The 19,067-nt window shown below is 72.0% G+C and carries 15 protein-coding genes; 4 read left to right on the top strand and 11 right to left on the bottom strand.

All coding sequences use genetic code 11. From position 1 onward, the window contains the following. Nucleotides 1-304 precede the first annotated feature (304 nt). Together OG309_RS27460 and OG309_RS27455 are read right to left on the bottom strand one after the other, a co-directional pair. Nucleotides 305-1,867, bottom strand: a complete 1,563-nt coding sequence (locus OG309_RS27460; protein WP_329424696.1) for a PucR family transcriptional regulator — start codon at nt 1,865-1,867, stop codon at nt 305-307. A 112-nt stretch (nt 1,868-1,979) separates the two neighbouring features. Next, entirely contained in the window at nt 1,980-4,463 is a 2,484-nt protein-coding gene (locus OG309_RS27455) for an ATP/GTP-binding protein (protein WP_443067594.1), read from the bottom strand. 234 nt (nt 4,464-4,697) lie between these two features. On the opposite strand from OG309_RS27455, the gene gabT reads away from it, so the two are divergent. Continuing rightward, entirely contained in the window at nt 4,698-6,032 is a 1,335-nt protein-coding gene (gene gabT, locus OG309_RS27450; protein WP_329424693.1) for a 4-aminobutyrate--2-oxoglutarate transaminase, read from the top strand. A 376-nt stretch (nt 6,033-6,408) separates the two neighbouring features. Beyond that, nucleotides 6,409-6,855 (top strand): phosphatase PAP2 family protein, encoded by a 447-nt coding sequence (locus OG309_RS27445; RefSeq protein ID WP_329424691.1) that lies wholly within the window; start codon nt 6,409-6,411, stop codon nt 6,853-6,855. Here the strand turns inward: OG309_RS27445 and OG309_RS27440 are convergent. From OG309_RS27440 to OG309_RS27405, 8 genes are all read right to left on the bottom strand, one after another. After that, nucleotides 6,821-8,626 carry a chitinase gene (locus tag OG309_RS27440; protein ID WP_329424689.1) on the bottom strand — a complete coding sequence of 602 codons (1,806 nt, stop codon included), beginning with the start codon at nt 8,624-8,626 and terminating at the stop codon, nt 6,821-6,823. The two genes, OG309_RS27445 and OG309_RS27440, sit on opposite strands and share 35 nt — an antisense overlap. A 96-nt stretch (nt 8,627-8,722) precedes the next feature. Then, a complete protein-coding gene (locus tag OG309_RS27435) occupies nt 8,723-9,202 on the bottom strand; it encodes a hypothetical protein (protein ID WP_329424687.1) in 480 nt (159 codons plus the stop codon). 162 nt (nt 9,203-9,364) lie between these two features. Continuing rightward, nucleotides 9,365-10,792 (bottom strand): NAD(P)/FAD-dependent oxidoreductase, encoded by a 1,428-nt coding sequence (locus OG309_RS27430; protein WP_329424684.1) that lies wholly within the window; start codon nt 10,790-10,792, stop codon nt 9,365-9,367. 36 nt (nt 10,793-10,828) lie between these two features. Further along, entirely contained in the window at nt 10,829-11,623 is a 795-nt protein-coding gene (locus OG309_RS27425; protein ID WP_329424683.1) for an ABC transporter permease, read from the bottom strand. Next, on the bottom strand, nt 11,623-12,555 hold the full coding sequence (locus OG309_RS27420; protein ID WP_329424682.1) for an ABC transporter permease: 933 nt from the start codon (nt 12,553-12,555) through the stop codon (nt 11,623-11,625). Before OG309_RS27420 ends, OG309_RS27425 begins: the two co-directional genes overlap by 1 nt. Then, complete coding sequence (locus tag OG309_RS27415; RefSeq protein ID WP_329424681.1) at nt 12,552-13,703, bottom strand: ABC transporter ATP-binding protein; 1,152 nt, start codon at nt 13,701-13,703, stop codon at nt 12,552-12,554. The genes OG309_RS27420 and OG309_RS27415 overlap by 4 nt, the downstream gene beginning before the upstream one ends. 44 nt (nt 13,704-13,747) lie before the next feature. Continuing rightward, nucleotides 13,748-14,995 (bottom strand): ABC transporter substrate-binding protein, encoded by a 1,248-nt coding sequence (locus OG309_RS27410; protein WP_329424679.1) that lies wholly within the window; start codon nt 14,993-14,995, stop codon nt 13,748-13,750. 49 nt (nt 14,996-15,044) lie between these two features. After that, nucleotides 15,045-16,559: a gamma-aminobutyraldehyde dehydrogenase gene (locus tag OG309_RS27405; protein WP_329424677.1), complete on the bottom strand. Its 1,515-nt coding sequence runs from the start codon at nt 16,557-16,559 to the stop codon at nt 15,045-15,047. A gap of 175 nt (nt 16,560-16,734) precedes the next feature. Here OG309_RS27405 and OG309_RS27400 point away from each other — a divergent pair, with 175 nt between their 5' ends. Next, entirely contained in the window at nt 16,735-17,277 is a 543-nt protein-coding gene (locus tag OG309_RS27400) for an NADAR family protein (RefSeq protein ID WP_329424676.1), read from the top strand. An 82-nt stretch (nt 17,278-17,359) separates the two neighbouring features. On the opposite strand, the gene OG309_RS27395 is transcribed toward OG309_RS27400, so the two are convergent. After that, on the bottom strand, nt 17,360-17,956 hold the full coding sequence (locus OG309_RS27395) for a DUF4190 domain-containing protein (protein ID WP_329424674.1): 597 nt from the start codon (nt 17,954-17,956) through the stop codon (nt 17,360-17,362). Nucleotides 17,957-18,032: 76 nt separating this feature from the next. On the opposite strand from OG309_RS27395, the gene OG309_RS27390 reads away from it, so the two are divergent. Beyond that, the gene (locus OG309_RS27390) at nt 18,033-19,058 is read left to right on the top strand and encodes an adenosine deaminase (protein ID WP_329424672.1); all 1,026 of its coding nucleotides are present in this window, start codon (nt 18,033-18,035) and stop codon (nt 19,056-19,058) included. Nucleotides 19,059-19,067: the final 9 nt, after the last annotated feature.

Here is a 19,067-nt window from a genome sequence, read left to right as displayed (position 1 = left end):
AGATTAGGCAGGGAGGGGGTGGATGACCAGGAAATCTGCCCGGATTCGGGCAGTGGTGACGAGATTGAGGGCGGGAGTGCGAGCGGGGGCGGGATCGGGGGTGGGGGTGGGGGTGGGGGTGGGAGCAGGAGCGGGAGCGGAATCCAGAGCGGGATCGGGATCGGAATCCGGAGCGGGGGCGGGAGCGGGGGCGGGATCGGGATCGGGAGCGGGAGCGGGAGCGGGATCGGAGGTCGGGGCTGGGGCCGGGGACGACGAGGGGCGGTGCGGACCGTGGTCGCCGCCCGGCCCACGCCCCGCCGCCCTACTCCCCCGCCGACCCGTCCCCCGTCGCCTTCAGCGCCAGCCACAGCTCCATCCGGACGTCCGGGTCGTCGAGGGAGCGTCCGAGGATCTCCTCCACGCGGCGCATCCGGTAGCGCAGGGTGTGCCGGTGGACGCCCAGGTCGGCGGCGGCCGCGTCCCACTGGCCGTGGCGGGAGAGCCAGGCGCGCAGCGAGGCGACCAGGTCGCCGCGGCCGGTGGCGTCGTGCTCGTAGAGCGCGCGCAGCAGTCCGTCGGCGAAGGCGCGGACCGCGTCGTCGGCGAGCAGCGGCAGCACGGACCCGGCCGCCAGCTCCTCGTGCTCGACCAGCGCCCTGCCCCGGCGGCGGGCCACCGACAGGGCCTGCTCGGCCTGCTTGTACGCGGCCGCGGCCGCGATCGGGCCGGTGGGGGCGGACAGCCCGACGACGATCCCGGCCTCCTCGGCCTCCCGGGAGGCGTACCCCTCGCAGGCCGTGACCACCGCTCCCCCGTCCCCGGCCAGGACCACCAGGCGCCCCTCGCTCTCGGGCACGGCGAGGACCGACTCGCCCGCCCGGGCCGCGGCGGTCTCCAGGGACTCGGCGAGCACGGACATCGGCGACTCGCCCGAGGGCGTCTCGGCCGCCGTGGCCTCGGCGATGAGCAGCCGGAAGGGGGCGTCGAGCAGCCCGCCGTACAGGTCCCCGGCGACAGCCCGGGCGTGGTCCGGCTGCCCGGCAAGCAGCATCCGCAGCACCGCCGCGCCGAGCCGCTGCTCGGCGGCCTGGAGGGAGCGGGAGCGTTCGGTCGTGAGGGTGAGCAGGGCGATCGCCGAGTGCACCGCGTACCGCTCGGCCGTGCCCAGCGGCGCGCCCGTGCCGACGGCGAGGGCCCCGCGCATCCGTCGCCCGCTGCCCAGGGACTGGAGCTCGACCCGGTCGTCGGTGCCGCCGACGACGGCGCTCGCGGGGGCGGGGCGTTCCCGGAGCCGTTCCACGTCGGCGGTGAGGCGGGCGGCGCGGCGGGCCGCCCATTCGGGCGAGACCGCGATGACGCTGCCGGAGGTGTCGTACAGCGCGGCCCAGCCGTCGACGTGCGCGGCCAGTCGGGCGACGACGGCGTCCGGGCCCTCGGCGAGCGCGGCGCGGGTCAGCTCGCGCTGCGCCTCGAAGCCGGCGGTCACCGCCCGGTACTGGTCGGCGGCGATGGCGGCCGACACGGCCTTGCTGATCGCGAGGAACGGGGTGCGGCGCGGCACCTCCAGCAGCGGCAGCGACTCGTCGCGGGCCGCGTCGAGCAGCGCCTGCGGGATGGCCTCGTAGTTGACGCCCACGGCGAAGCCGAGCCCCACGACCCCGGCGCCGAGCAGCCGCCGGACGTAGCGGCGCATCGTCTCCGGGTCCTCGGCGTCGAGGGTCAGCGCGGTGGTGAGCAGCAGCTCGCCGCCCTCCATATAGGGGACGGGATCGGCGAGCTCACTGACGTGCGCCCAGCGCACGGGGGTGTCGAGGCGGTCCTCACCTGCTCGGACGGTGAGTTTGAGCGCCGAGTGCTGGACGAGTGAGGCGAGGGTGGGCGGCATTGGGGACCGGTGGACCTTCGGGGGGAGGGGAGGCGCTGACCGTCGGGCGGCGCGCCCCCGATTGTGCCAGCCCGCCACCGGGGGCGCCCTCGGCCGAGGGCGCCCCGGGACCTCAGCCGCGCAGGTCCACGAGGAACGGGGGGGTCTGTTCGCCGCGCACGTGGGTGAGGGAGAGGACCGCGTGGCCCGGGGGGACGGAGTGGGCGAGATCGGAGGCGGACCAGCGCTCGCGCTCGACCTCCCGGACGGTGACGGCTTCGGTGGTGACGGCCTTGCCGGTCACCATCTTGCGCAGCCGGTGGTAGGCGCGGGTCATCGGCTGGTCGGCGAAGACGGTGTGGTGGGCCACTTCGGTGGCCTCGACCCGCTCGGTGCCCCAGGCCTCGGCGAAGGCCCGGCCGTCCCAGGTGGGTAGCCCGGCGAAGGCCATCCGGCAGCCGACCACCGCGAGCAGCGGCCCGTGCAGCGCGGCGGGCACGTCCGCGAGGGTGCGCAGGGCGAGCACGACGCCGGCGTTCTGCGGGCGCAGCCGCTGGAGGGCCCGGACGGTCCCCGGGGTCAGCGCACCGGCCGCGTCGTCCAGGACCAGACAGGCGAAGGGACCGTGCCCGCCCCGGTCCCGGACGACGGACTGGAACTGGGCGAGCACGAGCCGGTTGAGCAGGCGGGCGGCCTCCTCGTGGCCGCCCTCCGGCAGGCTGATCCGTACCCGCATCGGATGCTGGGCGACGGCCCGCAGAGAGAAGGGCCGCACTTCGCTGCCGCCGCCGAAGAACTCGGCGAACGCGGGACGGTCGAGGGCGGCGAGCCGGTCGGCGAGGACGGGGCCGACGTCGGTCGGGGTGCCGACCTGGCGCATCCGGGAGTCCAGCTCCCGGCGCATGGCCTGCGCGCCCTCGGCCGGCAGCAGGTCGAGCAGGGCGCGGAGCGTGTCGGGGTGGGCTTCGAGCAGCTCGCGGAGGACCGGCACGCTCGGGAAGCGGCCGTGGGCGGTCCGGTAGGGGCCGATGAGCTGGGCGAGGGCGGTGGCGGCGCGCCGGGTCTCCACACCCTCCATGTCGCCGACCAGGCCCTCGGCGAGGACGGCGGCGGCCTCGTCGGGGTCGGTGGCCCCGGCGTACAGGTCCAGGTCGTAGGGCGAGGACCGGTCGCCGAGCCGGACGACGACGTCGTACGCCGCGTCGGAGCCGAGTGGGGCGCCGGGCGCGCCGACGGCGACGACGGCGCAGCCGCCGGTGAGGGCCTGGAGGGTGAGCGCCTCGACGACGGGCCCGACGAGGGCGCGGCTCTTGCCGGCGCCGGAGGGGCCGACCGCGAGGAGGGAGGTGGCGAGGAGCCCGGGGTCGAGGGCGAGCCCGGCACCGCGGTACGCGTACGGGGTGCGCTCGGCTGACGCGTACCGCCCGACCCGGACCTGGCCGACCAGCAGGTCGTGCGCGGCCGAGCGGTGCGGGAGGTCGCGGGCGCCCGAGGGGTGCGCGCCCGCCGCGGCGCCCTGTTCCAGCAGAGTGCGGACGAGGGTGGCGCGCCCCACGGCGTCGCGGGCGGTCTCCCGCCAGCTGCGGCGCACGCGTGCGCAGTCGACGTCGTTCATCCGCCCGCCGGCCACCTCGGCGGCGAGCAGGTCGGCGGCGCGGTGCTCGCCCGACTCCCTGAGCGGCGGCCACTGGGACGGCGGAGGGCCCGCCGGGGCGGGGGCGGGGGTGGCGGCTTCGGCGGATCCGGTCCGCCAGGCGCGGATGAGCGCCGGCCACCGTCCGAGCCGGGCGAAGGGCCAGAGGACCGCCGCCGTGATCACCGCGTACAGGGGGTAGACGAGGAAGGGCGAGGCGAACACCTCGAAGCCGCCGGTGAGCAGGGCGACGAGGGAGAACACCGGGGAGGCCACCGGCAGCGGGTCCCAGCCGAGGCCGAAGGCCTCGGGCCAGACGAACGCGAGCACGACGAGGGCGAGACCGCCGGTGAGCGCGGCGCGCGCCGGGGGGCGGTGGCGGTCGAGGAAGTACCGGGCGATCCGGCCCCAGGCGCCGAGCCGGCCGATCACCCAGACCAGTCCGAGGAAGACGAGGCCGCCGAAGACGTCGTGGGCCGCGGAGCCGTGCCAGTCCCTCGGCGCGGTGGTCCCGGGCCACCACCATTCGCCGGGGGTGAGGGTCTTGAGCACGAGGTACCCGTACGGAATGGCGCCGCGCTGCCAGGCCGACCAGAAGAGCAGCCCGACGAGTACGGGGATCAGCATGCCCGCGACGGTGACCGGCGTGATCCCGGCGGACGCCGGCGCCACCCCCGGCACATACCGCAACCGCCAGATCCCCAGCCCCGCCTCCGGCCGCGGCGCGTCCAGCCACTCGGCCACGGGATGCCGGGCCGCCGGCGCCTGGTCCGGCCGGGGCGGGGCGGCGGGGGGCGGCGGAGTGGCGGGGGTGGGCGGGGGTGCTGTCGGAGGAGAGGCGGGGGCGGTCGGGGGCAGGGGGGGCGGGCCCGCCGGGCGGGGTACCGGAGGGACCGACGGGACCCCCCGCGCCGCGCCGTCCCCCGCCCGGGGCGCCCCGCCGCCGGACCGGTCGCGTGACTCGTACGTGCCTTCGGTCTCCATGAACCCCTGCCCCCTGACCAGCCAGGTCGCCGCATCCGTGCAAGCGTCAATCTAGTGGTGATCGGTCCCGGCCGAGCCGTTTCGCCCAGCCGGGCGAATCCGTGCCGTCATGTCCACCGCGGACAACGACACACCCCCCACCACTCCCGATCGGCGCATGCCTCTCCCCCTCCCTCGCGCCTAGCCTGCGGAGGAAACCCGCAAGTGCGTCCAGAACACCCCCAGGAGCCCCGCATGAACGCTGTCCCGCAGGAGCGGCGCGTCGTCACCGCCATCCCCGGCCCGAAGTCGCAGGAGCTTCAGGCCCGCCGTCTCGACGCGGTCGCCGGTGGCGTGGGCTCCACGCTGCCGGTGTTCACCAAGCGGGCCGGTGGCGGCATCATCGAGGACGTCGACGGCAACCAGCTGATCGACTTCGGCTCCGGCATCGCCGTGACCTCCGTGGGCGCCTCCGCCGAGGCCGTGGTCCGCCGCGCCTCCGCGCAGCTCGCGGACTTCACCCACACCTGTTTCATGGTGACGCCGTACGAGGGTTACGTGGAGGTCTGCGAGGCGCTCTCCGAGCTGACCCCGGGCGACCACGCCAAGAAGTCCGCCCTGTTCAACTCGGGCGCCGAGGCCGTCGAGAACGCGGTCAAGATCGCGCGTTCGTACACCAAGCGCCAGGCCGTCGTCGTCTTCGACCACGGCTACCACGGCCGCACCAACCTGACGATGGCGCTGACGGCGAAGAACATGCCGTACAAGCAGGGCTTCGGCCCGTTCGCGCCCGAGGTCTACCGCGTGCCGGTCGCCTACGGCTACCGCTGGCCCACCGGCCCGGAGAACTGCGGCCCCGAGGCCGCCACCCAGGCCATCGACCAGATCACCAAGCAGATCGGCGCCGACAACGTCGCCGCGATCATCATCGAGCCGGTGCTCGGCGAGGGCGGCTTCATCGAGCCGGCCAAGGGCTTCCTGCCGGCGATCGTGAAGTTCGCCAACGACAACGGCATCGTCTTCGTCGCCGACGAGATCCAGTCCGGCTTCTGCCGCACCGGCCAGTGGTTCGCCTGTGAGGACGAGGGCATCGTCCCCGACCTCATCACCACCGCCAAGGGCATCGCGGGCGGTCTGCCGCTCGCCGCGGTCACCGGCCGCGCCGAGATCATGGACTCCGTCCACGGCGGCGGCCTCGGCGGCACCTACGGCGGCAACCCGGTCGCGTGCGCCGGTGCGCTCGGCGCCATCGAGACCATGAAGGAGCTCGACCTCAACGCCGCGGCGAAGAAGATCGAGTCCCTCATGAAGGCCCGCCTGACGGCCATGCAGGAGAAGTTCCCGGTCATCGGCGACATCCGCGGCCGCGGCGCCATGATCGCGATCGAGCTGGTCAAGGACCAGGCGACCAAGGAGCCGAACGCGGAGGCCGCCGCCGCGCTCGCCAAGTTCTGCCACGCGGAGGGCGTCCTCGTCCTGACCTGTGGCACCTACGGCAACGTGCTGCGCTTCCTGCCGCCGCTGGTCATCGGCGAGGACCTCCTGAACGAGGGCCTGGACGTCATCGAGAGCGCGTTCGCCACGATCTGACGCTCCGTGTGAAGAAGCTGTGGGGGGCCGATGGCGGGATGGAGTTCCGGCTGTCGGTCCCCTTCTTCGTGGCGTACGGTTTCAGCAGATGAAAGAAACACCCCGGGCGGAGCCTCCCCAGCCCCGCCCACACCGTGCCCTGGCGCACACCACTGGAGCCCTGGGCTCCGGAACTCCTCACCGATCGGATGGCCGCCCGCCCCACACCCCCCGGGGCGCGCGGCAGCCCGGTCAAGGCGACCGCCCCGGAACCACCCCCCCTGTTCCGGGGCGGTCGGCTGTCTTCTGGGCCCTGGTCGCCCTCACCCTCGTCACCTGGCAGGTCCTGGCCGACGGCCCGCTGGCCCGCCTCGACGCACGCCTCTCCCGCGCCCTGGTGGACACCGTCCCGCGCGGTCTGAGCGAGGCCGCCTCCGACCTGGGGAACCTGACGGTCGCGCTGCCGGTGCTCGCCGCCGCCATGGCGTACGCCTACCGGCGCGGCCGCCGTGCCGCGGCCCTCTTCGCGGGGCTGGCCATGGCCGCCGTCCCGCTCCTGGTGGTCCCCCTGAAGGAGTGGACCGCCCGCCCCGGCCCCCTCGAACCCTGGGCCCACGGCTACTACCCGTCGGGCCACACGGCCACGGCCCTCGTCGCGTACTTCGGCGCGGCCTTCCTGGTGTCCCGGCGCCTGGTGCCCGTCGCCGCCGTGCTCACGGCGGTGACGGGCACCGGACTGGTGCTGCGCGGCTACCACTGGCCGCTGGACGTGCTGGCCAGTTGCTGCCTGGGGGTGCTGGTCCTGTTCGTCAGCTCCAGTTGTACGCGTCGAAGTTCCGGCTGAACGCGTACTGGTTGTAGCGGTCCCAGTTGATCGACCAGGTCATCAGGCCGCGCAGGGCCGGCCAGGTGCCGTGGGTCTGGTAGCCGCCGCAGTCGGTCTTCTTCGTGAGGCAGTCGAGGGCCTTGTTCACCTCGGCCGGGGTGGTGTGGCCGTTGCCGGCCTGGGTGGAGGCGGGCAGGCCGATGGCGACCTGGTCGGGGCGGAGGGCCGGGAAGACGCGGTCCGTGTTGCCGGCGACGGGGAAGCCGGTGAGGAGCATGTCGGTCATGGCGATGTGGAAGTCCGCGCCGCCCATGGAGTGGTACTGGTTGTCGAGGCCCATGATCGAGCCCGAGTTGTAGTCCTGGACGTGCAGCAGGGTGAGGTCGTCGCGCAGCGCGTGGATGACCGGGAGGTAGGCGCCGGCGCGCGGGTCCTGGCCGCCCCAGGGGCCGGAGCCGTAGTACTGGTAGCCGAGCTGGACGAAGAAGGTCTCCGGGGCCATGGTGAGGACGAACGTCGCGCCGTACTTGGCCTTGAGGGTCTTGACCGCCGAGATCAGGTTGACGATGACCGGGCTGGTCGGGTTGCGGAAGTCGGTGTCGCCGGTCTGCAGCGACAGGGAGTGGCCCTCGAAGTCGATGTCGAGGCCGTCGAGCCCGTACTCGTCGATGATCTTCGAGACGGAGGAGACGAAGGTGTCGCGGGCGGCGGTGGTGGAGAGCTGGACCTGGCCGTTCTGGCCGCCGATGGAGATCAGGACCTTCTTCCCGGCGGCCTGCTTGGCCTTGATGGCGGCCTTGAAGTCGGCGGGGGACTCGACGCCCGGGCATTCGGTCGCCGGGCAGAGGCTGAAGCGGATGTCGCCCGAGGTGACCGAGGTCGGCTCGCCGAAGGCGAGGTTGATGACGTCCCAGGAGTCGGGGACGTCGGCCATGCGGGTGTAGCCGGAGCCGTTGGCGAAGCTGGCGTGGAGGTAGCCGACGAGGGCGTGGGCGGGCAGCGAGCCGCCGGGGTTGCCGCCGCCCCCGCTGGTCGTGGTGCCGGTCACGGCGGTGGACTTCGCCGACTCGCCCGCGCCGTTCGCGGCGGAGACCTGGAAGCTGTACGCGGTGGCGGCGGCCAGACCGGTCGCCGTGTACGAGGTGCCGGTGACGGTCGCGAGCGCGGCGCCGTCCTTGTAGAGCTTGTAGGAGGTGGCGCCGGAGACCGCCGGCCAGTTCAGCGTGACCGAGGAGGAGGTCGCGGAGCCCGCGGTCAGGCCGGTCGGGGTCGCCGGGATCTGGACCGGGTCGCCGCCGGGGCCGAGGAGGGACAGGTCGTCGGCGCCGTAGGCGCCGGTGCCGTACCAGCCGTGGGTGTAGAGCGTGACCGAGGTGGTCGAGGCGCCGGTGGTGAAGGTGGTGGCGAGCCGCTGCCAGTCCGGGGCCGACTGGGTCCAGGCGGAGGCGTCGGCGGTGCCGGTGCCGGAGGCGCCGAGGTAGACGTAGCTGCCGCGGACCCAGCCGCTGAGCGTGTAGGTGGAGTTCGGCTTCACGGTGACGGTCTGCGAGCACTTGGCGTTGTCGCTGCCCGCGGGCGTGGCCTGCAGGGCCTTCGTCCCGCCGTGCACGGGCGAGGAGACGGCGGCCCCGCTGCCGGCCGTGCAGCTCCAGCCGTCCAGGCCGGCCTCGAAGCCGCCGTTGCGGGCGAGTTCGGTGTCGGCGGCCTGGGCCAGGGGGGTGAGCGCCACGAGTCCGCCGGCGGCGAGGACGCCCGCCAGCAGCAGGGTGAGGGGTCTGGTGCGGTCCACAACTGCCTCCGGGGTGGGGGGAATCGAGGTGGAGCGCGCCACAGCATGGTCCAGACCAATTGAGTGGTCAAGACCTTTGCCGGGTATGACGCGTCGTCAGCTGCCCTCGGCACCCCCTTCGCCCCGCGCCAGCCGGCCCGCGGCCTCGTGCATCGCCAGTTCGAGCAGCGAGGCGTCCGTGAGGGTGCCCGCCGCATCCGGGGTCACCAGCCAGCGCACCCGGCCGGTCACCCGGCCCGGGTACGGGACGACGATCCAGGTGCCGCCGCCCGCGCCGCGCACCCCGGTGCCGAGCCAGCGCGCGGTGGTGCCCGGCGGCACGAAGAAGCCCATCCGGGCGTCGCCGAAGTCGGCGAGCACCGGGCCCGGCCGGTCCACCAGGCGGCTCAGCACGTCGAGCGTCGGATAGCCGAGCTCGGACGGCAGGATCAGCACGTCCCAACGCCTGCCGGCGGGCAGCAGCGCGACCCCGTGCGGGTTGCGCTCCCACTCCCAGCGGCAGGCGTCGGGATCCGGCGCGACCGAGGCCAGCCACTCCACGGCACTCCTGGCCCCAGCGGCCCCCGAACCAGTCATCGCGACGGTCTCCTCTCTCCGTACGGGCACCTCGGTTGGGGTGTCCGTACGGAGAGAGGGCGGTGCGGGGTTTCTCTTACGCGGGTTTCCTACCCGCGGGTTGTGATCTGGATCACAGACGCATCGCATCCGGATCACGCCCCGGCACCCGCGCGGGGCCGGTCAGCTGTCGAAGCCCAGGCCCAGCTTGTCCATGGTCTTCAGCCACAGGTTGCGTCGGCCGCCGTTCTCGTCGGCCCGGGCCAGCGACCACTTGGTCAGCCCGATGCCCGCCCAGGCGATCGGCTCCGGCGGGAACGGCAGCGGCTTGGAGCGGACCATCTCCAGCTCGGTGCGCTCGGTCCGCTCCCCCGCCAGCAGGTCCAGCATCACGTCCGCGCCGAAGCGCGTGGCGCCGACGCCGAGACCCGTGTAGCCCTGCGCGTACGCCACCTTGCCCTGGTGCGAGGTGCCGAAGAAGGCCGAGAAGCGCGAGCAGGTGTCGATCGCGCCGCCCCAGGCGTGGCTGAAGCGGAGGCCCTCCAGCTGCGGGAAGCAGGTGAAGAAGTGCTCGGCCAGCTTCAGGTACGTCTCCGGGCGGTTGTCCATCTCGGCGGTCACCTTGCCGCCGAACTGGTAGATGGCGTCGTAGCCGCCCCACAGGATCCGGTTGTCCGCGGTGATGCGGAAGTAGTGGAACTGGTTGGCGCTGTCGCCCAGGCCCTGCCGGTTCTTCCAGCCGATCGAGGCGAGCTGCTCGGCGGAGAGCGGCTCGGTCATCAGCGCGTAGTCGTAGACCGGGACGGTGTAGTGCCGCAGCCGCTTGACCAGCGAGGGGAAGACGTTGGTGCCGAGGGCGACCCGGCGGGCCGCGACCCGGCCGTACGGGGTGCGCACGGCCATGCCGCCGCCGGAGCCGCCCGCCGAGACCAGGTCGAGCGCCGGGGTGTTCTCGAAGACGCGCACGCCCAGGTCGAGACAGGCCCGCTTGAGCCCCCAGGCCAGCTTCGCCGGGTGCAGCATGGCGACGCCGCGGCGGTCCCACAGGCCGCCCTTGAAGGTCGGCGAGGCGACCTCGGCCCGGACGGCCTCGCCGTCGAGGAGTTCGAGCCCCTCGGCGAGACCGAGCCGCTCGGCCTCCTCGTACAGCTCGTGGAGCTCGTCCACCTGGTAGGCCTCGGTGGCCACGTCGATCTCGCCGGTGCGCTCGAAGTCGCAGTCCAGGGAGTAGCGGGCGACGGCCTCCTCGATGGCGTCGAGGTTGTGCTCGCCCATCCGCTCCAGCTTGGCGAGCTCTCCCGGCCAGCGGGCGAGCCCGTTGCCGAGGCCGTGGGTGAGGGAGGCGGCGCAGAAGCCTCCGTTGCGGCCCGAGGCGGCCCAGCCCACCTCGCGGCCTTCGATGAGCACGACGTCCCGGGAGGGGTCGCGCTCCTTGGCGATCAGAGCGGTCCACAGACCGCTGTAGCCGCCGCCCACGACCAGCAGGTCGCAGCGCTCACTGCCGGTGAGAGCGGGCAGTGCTCCCGGCTTGCCGGGGTCTTCCAGCCAGAAGGGGACGGGCTGGGCGTCGGAGAGAGATTGTGCAGCGAGACGCATGGCGACTGGGGCCATGGTTTCCAACTCCTTCGGTGCCTGACCGGCTTTCGGTCAGGCTGTTGCTGATTTCTTGCGCCGGTTCGTAACCATCTGTCCGGCCACTACCACCAGGACCGCGATGACGAACATCGCCGTGCCGATGACGTTGATCTGAACGGGCGTGCCGCGCTGCGCCGAGCCCCAGACGAACATGGGGAAGGTCACGGTCGAGCCCGCGTTGAAGTTGGTGATGATGAAGTCGTCGAAGGAGAGCGCGAAGGCGAGCAGCGCGCCGGCCGCGATGCCGGGCGCCGCGATCGGCAGCGTGACGCGCAGGAAGGTCTGCACCGGTCCCGCGTACAGGTCGCGCGCGGCCTCCTCCAGACGCGGGTCCATGGACATCACCCGCGCCTTGACCGCCGTCACGACGAACGACAGGCAGAACATGATGTGGGCGATCAGGACCGTCCAGAAGCCCAGCTCGGCACCCATGTTGAGGAAGAGGGTGAGCAGCGAGGCGGCCATGACGACCTCGGGCATCGCCATCGGCAGGAAGATCAGCGAGTTGATCGCGCCGCGCGCCCGGAAGCGGTAGCGGACCAGCGCGAAGGCGATCATCGTGCCGAGGACGACGGCGCCGACCGTCGCCCACGCGGCGAGCTGGAGCGAGAGGGACAGCGAGCCGCACATGTCGGCGACACCGCAGGGGTCCTTCCAGGCGTCCAGGGAGAACTGCTGCCACGCGTAGTTGAAGCGCCCGTTCGGCTTGTTGAACGAGAACACCATCACGACGACGTTCGGCAGGATCATGTACGCGAGCGTGAGCAGGCCCGCGATGACCACGAGGTGCTGTCGGATCCAACGCATCAGACCAGGTCCTCCGTTCCCGCCTTGCGGATGTAGACGGTGACCATGAGCAGCACGATCGCCATGAGGATGAAGGACAGCGCGGCGGCCGTCGGGTAGTCGAGCACGCGCAGGAACTGCGACTGGATGACGTTGCCGACCATCTTGGTGTCGGTCGAGCCGAGCAGTTCGGCGTTGACGTAGTCACCGCTCGCCGGGATGAAGGTGAGCAGCGTGCCGGAGACGACGCCCGGCATGGAGAGCGGGAACGTCACCTTGCGGAAGGTGGTGGCCGGGGAGGCGTACAGGTCCTGCGCCGCCTCGTGCAGCCGGCCGTCGATCCGCTCCAGGGAGGTGTACAGCGGCAGGATCATGAACGGCAGGAAGTTGTACGTCAGACCGCACACCACGGCCATGGGCGTGGCCAGCACCCGGCTGCCCTCGGTCCAGCCGAGCCAGCTGGTCACGTCGAGGACGTGCAGCGCGTTCAGCGCGTTCACCACGAGGCTGTCGTCCGCCAGGATCGTCTTCCAGGCCAGCGTACGGATGAGGAAGCTGGTGAAGAACGGCGCGATGACGAGGACCAGCAGGAGGTTGCGCCAGCGGCCGGCCTTGAAGGCGATCAGGTACGCCAGCGGGTAGCCGAGCAGCAGGCAGAGCAGGGTCGCCGTGCCCGCGTACAGCAGCGAGCGTATGAACTGCGGCCAGTACTCCTGGAAGGCGTCCCAGTAGGTCTGGAAGTGCCAGGTGACCTGGAAGCCCTGCTCCAGGGAGCCGGTCTGCACCGAGGTGGAGGCCTGGTAGACCATCGGCAGCGCGAAGAAGACGAGCAGCCAGATGATGCCGGGCAGCAGCAGCCAGTACGGGACGAGCCGCTTGCGGGTGGAGGGCTTGCGCGGGACCGGGTCGCCGGCCGCGGCAGCCTCCTCCTTCACGAGGGTGGGCGTGCTCATGCGGCGTCCTCCACCGTCTCCACGCCGGCGTCGATGTCCTGGGCCGCGTCGAGGCCGAAGGTGTGGGCCGGGTTCCAGTGCAGGACGACCTCGGCGCCGGGGACCAGGCGCGCGTCCCGCTCGATGTTCTGCTCGTACACCTGGAGCTCCGCGCCGGCCGGCGAGTTCACCACGAACTGGGTGGAGACGCCGATGAAGGAGGAGTCGACGATCCGGCCGGTGACCCGGTTACGGCCGTCGGGGATGGAGCCCTCGTCGTCGGCGTGGGCGATCGAGATCTTCTCCGGGCGCACGCCGACCAGCACCTTGCCGCCCGTGCGGACGGCGTCCGTACAGCGCTCGCCGGGCACGCGCAGCTTGCTGCCGCCGGCCGTGGCGAGGACGTCGGCGCCGCCCGTCTCGGCGACCTCGGCCTCGATGAGGTTGGAGGTGCCGAGGAAGTTGGCGACGAAGGTCGTCTGCGGGTTCTCGTACAGGTCGGCGGGGGCGCCGAGCTGCTCGACCCGGCCGCCGTTCATCACCGCGACCTGGTCGGCCATGGTCATGGCCTCCTCCTGGTCGTGGGTGACGTGCACGAAGGTGATGCCGACCTCGGTCTGGATGCGCTTCAGTTCCAGCTGCATCTGGCGGCGCAGCTTGAGGTCGAGCGCGCCCAGCGGCTCGTCGAGCAGGAGGACCTGCGGGTGGTTGATGAGCGCGCGGGCCACGGCGACGCGCTGCTGCTGGCCGCCGGAGAGCTGGTGCGGCTTCTTGTGGGCGTGCTCGCCGAGCTGTACGAGGTCGATCATCTCGTCGACCTGCGGCTTCACCGACTTGACGCCGCGCCGGCGCAGGCCGAAGGCGATGTTCTCGAAGATGTTCATGTGCGGGAAGAGCGCGTACGACTGGAAGACCGTGTTCACGGGGCGCTTGTACGGCGGGAGGTCGGTGACGTCCCGGTCGCCGAGGAAGACGGTGCCCGTCGTCGGGTCCTCCAGGCCGGCGATCATGCGCAGCGTGGTGGTCTTGCCGCAGCCCGAGGCGCCGAGGAGGGCGAAGAACGAGCCCTGCGGGATCGTCAGGTCGAGCGGGCGGACGGCGTGGAAGGAGCCGTAGGACTTGCTGATGCCGGAGAGACGGACGTCGCCGCCGGTGTTCTTGTCAGTCATGGGTTGCGGTCCCGGAGGGTCGAAAGGAAAGGGGCGGCGGCCGGTCAGGCACCGATGAGCTTGGCGAACTTCTCCTCGTACGCCGTCTCCTCCGCGCTGCTCAGCGAGCGGAAGGCGTGCGACTTCCGGGCCATCGCCTTGTCGGGGACGATCAGCGTGTTGTTCGCCAGCTCGGGGTCGATCTTGGCGAGTTCGTCCTTCACCCCGTCGACCGGGCAGACGTAGTTGATGTACGCGGCGAGCTGCGCGGCCACCGGAAGCTCGTAGTAGTAGTCGATGAGCTTCTCGGCGTTGGTCTTGTGCCGGGACTGGGCGGGGACCAGGAGGTTGTCGCTGGAGGTGATGTAGCCGGCCGAGGGGATCGCGAACTTGATGTCCGGGTTGTCCGCCTGGAGCTGGATGATGTCACCGGCCCAGGCGAGGCAGGCCGCCAGGTCGCCCTTGTCGAGGTCGGAGGTGTAGTCGTTGCCGGTGAAGCGGCGGATCTGCTTCTTGTCGACGCCCTTCTGGAGGCGTCCGACGGCCGCGTCGTAGTCCGCGTCGGTGAACTTCCCGGGGTCCTTGCCCATGTCGAGCAGGGTCATGCCGACCGAGTCGCGCATCTCGGTGAGGAAGCCGACCCGGCCCTTGAGCGAGGGGTCGTCGAGCAGCTGGCTGACGGAGTCGACCTTCTTGCCGCCGGTCGCCTTGGAGTTGTAGGCGATGACGGTGGAGATGCCCGTCCAGGGGTACGAGTAGGCCCGGCCCGGGTCCCAGTCGGGGCGGCGGAACTGCGCGGAGAGGTTGGCGTACGCCGTGGGGAGGTTCGACGCGTCCAGCTTCTGCGCCCAGCCGAGGCGGATGATGCGGGCGGCCAGCCAGTCGGTGACGCAGATCAGGTCGCGGCCGGTGTCCTGGCCGGCCGCGAGCTGCGGCTTGATCTTGCCGAAGAACTCGACGTTGTCGTTGATGTCCTCGGTGTACTTGACCTTGATGCCGGTCCGCTTGGCGAACGCCTCCAGGGTGGGCCGGCTCTTCTCGTCCTCGCTGACGTCCATGTACTCGGTCCAGTTGGAGAAGCTCACGGTCTTCTCCCTGGCCGAGACGTCCGTGGACGCCGGGCCCTGCCCCTCCCGCTTGGCCGGCGGGATGCCGCACGCGCTCAGGCCGGCGATCCCGCCGACCGTGAGCGCGCCGACGCCCCCCGCCCGTAGCACCGAACGGCGGGTGAGCGCGCCCCGGCCGCTCGTGAGAGTGCGCCGCATCGCCGCGATCTGCGCCGCGGACAGAGTGTCGGGCTGGTACTGCTCCATGCGCTGTGCCCTTTCGGGATGGGTTCGCCGCTGGTCGGACGGCTGGCTGCTATCGGTCCCCGAAGATCGTGCGGTGCCAGTCCTTCGCGGCGACCGCCGTGTTGTCGAACATCACGTGCTTGATCTGCGTGTACTCCTCGAAGGAGTACACCGACATGTCCTTTCCGAAGCCGGAGGCCTTGGAGCCGCCGTGGGGCATCTCGCTGATGATCGGGATGTGGTCGTTGACCCACACGCAGCCCGCCTTGATCTCGCGGGTGGCCCGGTTGGCCCGGTACACGTCGCGGCTCCAGGCGGAGGCGGCGAGCCCGTAGGGGGTGTCGTTGGCGAGGCGGATGCCCTCGTCGTCGCTGTCGAAGGGCAGGGCCACCAGGACCGGGCCGAAGATCTCCGACTGCACGACCTCGCTGTCCTGCGCCGCTCCCGTGATCAGGGTGGGGCGATAGTACGCCCCGTCCTTCAGGTCGCCGCCGGGAACTTCGCCGCCGGTGACGACGGTGGCGTAGCCGCGGGCACGCTCGACGAAGGCGGCGACGCGGTCGCGCTGGACGTGGCTGATGAGCGGCCCGAGGTCGGTCGACGGGTCGAACGGGTCGCCCAGCCGCACGGTCTCCATGAGCTCGGCGACCCGCGCCACGAAGGCGTCGAAGAGCGGCCGCTGCACATAGGCGCGGGTGGCGGCGGTGCAGTCCTGTCCGCTGTTGATGAGCGAGGCGGCGACGGCGCCGTGCGCGGCGGCCTCCAGGTCGGCGTCGTCGAAGACCACGAAGGGGGCCTTGCCGCCGAGCTCCAGGTGGAGGCGCTTGACGGTGGCGGTGGCGATCTCGGCGACCCGCTTGCCGACCGGGGTGGAGCCGGTGAAGGAGGTCATGACCACGTCGGGGTGGCCCACCAGGTGCTCGCCCACGGTGCGTCCGGCGCCGTTGACGATGTTGATGACACCGTCGGGGATCCCGGCCTCGGTCGCCGCCTGCGCGAACATCAGCGAGGTCAGCGGGGTGAGCTCGGCGGGCTTGAGGACGATCGTGTTGCCCGCGGCGACGGCCGGGAGGATCTTCCACGCGGCCATCTGGAGCGGGTAGTTCCAGGGTGCGATGGAGCCGACCACGCCGATGGGCTCGCGCCGTACGTACGAGGTGTGGTCACCGTCGTACTCGGCGGCGGACTGGCCCTGGAGGTGACGGGCCGCACCGGCGAAGAAGGCGGTGTTGTCGATCGTGCCGGGCACGTCGAACTCGGTGGTCAGCTTGATGGGCTTGCCGCACTGGAGCGACTCGACGACCGCGATGTCCTCCGCCTGTTCGGCGAGCACGCTCGCGAACCGGTGCAGGGCCTCCGACCGCTCGCCCGGCGTGGCGGCGGCCCAGGCGGGGAAGGCCGCCTTGGCGGCGGCGACGGCGTCGTCGACGTCCGCCACCGAGGCGAGCGTGTACGTGTACACGCTCTCGCCGGTGGCCGGGTCGATGACGCTGTGCTCCTGCCCCGAGGTTCCGGGGCACAGCCGCCCCCCGATGTACTGCGCGCCGTCCGCGAAACGGTCCGACACCTGGAAGCGGTTGCCCATGACGCTCTCCGTTGTTCCAGCTCGAATTGAGTGCCGATCCTGACAGAGACATACGGGTGCAACAAGTGATTCCGTTGTTGCCTTTTGGTTACGCGACGGAATCGGTCGACCATGTGTCGAGGACAGCGGGAAATTGCCGTACGGAGTGTCCGTGGCGAGTGGGAGGGTGGCATGCATGAAGGATCTTGAATGGCTGATTGACCAGGTCAGACGGGGTGAGAAGGTCAAGTGGCTGCATTTCTGGGGCCACCGTCCGCGGCCCGACGGCGCGCTCTCGGCAAGCTGTCTGAGCCAGTGGTGGCCGTCACCGTTCGTGGTGGACGACGTGCGGTATGCGACCGCGGAGCACTGGATGATGGCCGAGAAGGCGCGGCTGTTCGGCGACCCGGAGGCCGAGGCGAAGGCCCTGTCGGCGCGGACCCCGGCGGAGGCCAAGAAGGCCGGCCGCCTGGTCCGCGGCTTCGACGAGGACGTCTGGGTGCGGGAGCGCGCCGAGATCGTCACGCGGGGCAGCGTCCACAAGTTCGCCGCGGACGAGGCCCTGCGGGCGTTCCTGCTGGGGACGGGCTCGCGCGTCCTGGTGGAGGCGAGCCCGATGGACCGCGTCTGGGGCATCGGCCTGGCGGCGGACGACCCGAAGGCGACGGCCCCGGAGCGCTGGCGCGGCCTGAACCTCCTGGGCTTCGCGCTGATGGAGGCGCGGGACCGGCTGCGGTGACGTGAGCGGGGGCCCCGGCGGGGCCGGGGCGAGCGGAGGGGAAGGGGGGACGGGCCGGGTGCCCGTGGCCCCCCACGACCGGCTAGCGGGACCCGGCGTCCACGCTCAGCGAGGTGGCGAACGGGTCCTCGGAGTCGTCCAGGGATTCCGGGCTCTCGACGATGACCCAGATCATGAACGCCAGGAACACCGCGCTCACCAGAATGCCGACCGACCCGAGGATGACGCCCGCGAGGGCCATGCCCCGGTTGGTCGCCTCGCCCCGGTTCGCCTTCTTCATGCCGATGATGCCGAAGATCAGCGCCAGGACGCCCAGGATGATCCCCAGGCCGTACATGCAGAAGCCGACCACGGCGATGATGCCGAGCACCATCGCCGTCGTCCCCATGCCGTTGGACGGGGACTGCTGCCAGCCCGGCTGCGCGTACCCCGCGCCGTAGCTCGGGTACGGCGACGCCGGCGGGTAGCCGTAGGACGGCGTGGCCGGCGGCACCGGGGCCGGCGTCGGGTAGCCGTAGGCGCCGCCCGGGGCGGCCGGCGGCGGCGGGACGTCCGCGCCCGGCATCGAGATCACGGTGTTCTGGTCATGGACCGGAGGCGTCGCGGGCTTGCCCAGCTCGACGCGGTCCGGGTTGGGCGGAGCCCACGGGTCCACCGGCTGTTCGCTGTTTTCGGACATTGGGCCTCCCCCATCGTGGTCACGCCATGCTACGACCTCCCTCTGACGGCGGAGGGGCCCGGCCTACGATGACCCGATGACCGACCTGCATCCCTTCATCGCCGGACTCCCCAAGGCCGAACTGCACGTCCACCACGTCGGCTCCGCCTCGCCCCGGATCGTCGCCGAGCTGGCGGCCCGCCACCCGGACTCCAAGGTTCCGACCGATCCGGAGGCGCTGAGCGACTACTTCGTCTTCACGGACTTCGCCCACTTCATCGACGTGTACCTGTCGGTGGTGGACCTGGTCCGCACCCCCGAGGACGTGCGCCTGCTGACCTTCGAGGTCGCCCGGGACATGGCCCGGCAGAACATCCGCTACGCCGAGCTGACCATCACCCCCTACAGCTCCACCCGCCGCGGCATCGACGAGCACGCCTTCATGGCGGCCATCGAGGACGCCCGCAGGGCCGCCGAGACCGAGCTCGGCGTGATCCTGCGCTGGTGCTTCGACATCCCCGGCGAGGCGGGCCTGGAGGCGGCGGAGGAGACCGCGCGCCTGGCGGTCGACCTGCGCCCGGAGGGCCTGGTCTCCTTCGGACTCGGCGGCCCCGAGATCGGCGTGCCGCGCCCGCAGTTCAAGCCGTACTTCGACCGTGCCCGCGCGGCCGGTCTGCGCTCGGTGCCGCACGCGGGCGAGACGACGGGCCCGGAGACGGTCTGGGACGCCCTGAACGACCTGGGCGCCGAGCGCATCGGTCACGGCACCAGCTCGGTCCAGGACCCGGAGCTCCTCAAGCACCTGGCCGAGCACCGGATCGCCCTGGAGGTCTGCCCGACCTCGAACATCGCCACCCGCGCGGTGGAGCGCCTGGAGGACCACCCCATCCGGCAGATGGTGGACGCGGGCGTGCTGGTGACCGTCAACAGCGACGACCCGCCGATGTTCGGCACGGACCTCAACAACGAGTACGCCGTCGCCGCCCGCCTGCTCGGCCTGGACGAGCGCGGTGTCGCCGCGCTCGCCAAGAACGCGGTGGAGGCCTCGTTCCTCGACGAGGCGGGCAAGGCCAGGATCGTCGAGGAGATCGACACGTACACGGAGCAGTGGCTGGCGCGCTGAGCGTCGGGA

Origin of the sequence: Streptomyces sp. NBC_01268, from assembly GCF_036240795.1 — a bacterium.
GTDB lineage: Bacteria > Actinomycetota > Actinomycetes > Streptomycetales > Streptomycetaceae > Streptomyces.
This window is presented reverse-complemented; position numbering and strand designations above follow the sequence as displayed.

Excerpts from the sequence above, each read along its gene's own strand:
- OG309_RS27460 (WP_329424696.1), bottom strand. The coding sequence starts at position 1,867 with ATGCCGCCCACCCTCGCCTCACTCGTCCAGCACTCGGCGCTCAAACTC.
- OG309_RS27455 (WP_443067594.1), bottom strand. The coding sequence starts at position 4,463 with ATGGAGACCGAAGGCACGTACGAGTCACGCGACCGGTCCGGCGGCGGG.
- gabT (WP_329424693.1), top strand. The coding sequence starts at position 4,698 with ATGAACGCTGTCCCGCAGGAGCGGCGCGTCGTCACCGCCATCCCCGGC.
- OG309_RS27435 (WP_329424687.1), bottom strand. The coding sequence starts at position 9,202 with ATGACTGGTTCGGGGGCCGCTGGGGCCAGGAGTGCCGTGGAGTGGCTG.
- OG309_RS27430 (WP_329424684.1), bottom strand. The coding sequence starts at position 10,792 with ATGGCCCCAGTCGCCATGCGTCTCGCTGCACAATCTCTCTCCGACGCC.
- OG309_RS27425 (WP_329424683.1), bottom strand. The coding sequence starts at position 11,623 with ATGCGTTGGATCCGACAGCACCTCGTGGTCATCGCGGGCCTGCTCACG.
- OG309_RS27420 (WP_329424682.1), bottom strand. The coding sequence starts at position 12,555 with ATGAGCACGCCCACCCTCGTGAAGGAGGAGGCTGCCGCGGCCGGCGAC.
- OG309_RS27415 (WP_329424681.1), bottom strand. The coding sequence starts at position 13,703 with ATGACTGACAAGAACACCGGCGGCGACGTCCGTCTCTCCGGCATCAGC.
- OG309_RS27410 (WP_329424679.1), bottom strand. The coding sequence starts at position 14,995 with ATGGAGCAGTACCAGCCCGACACTCTGTCCGCGGCGCAGATCGCGGCG.
- OG309_RS27405 (WP_329424677.1), bottom strand. The coding sequence starts at position 16,559 with ATGGGCAACCGCTTCCAGGTGTCGGACCGTTTCGCGGACGGCGCGCAG.
- OG309_RS27400 (WP_329424676.1), top strand. The coding sequence starts at position 16,735 with ATGAAGGATCTTGAATGGCTGATTGACCAGGTCAGACGGGGTGAGAAG.
- OG309_RS27395 (WP_329424674.1), bottom strand. The coding sequence starts at position 17,956 with ATGTCCGAAAACAGCGAACAGCCGGTGGACCCGTGGGCTCCGCCCAAC.
- OG309_RS27390 (WP_329424672.1), top strand. The coding sequence starts at position 18,033 with ATGACCGACCTGCATCCCTTCATCGCCGGACTCCCCAAGGCCGAACTG.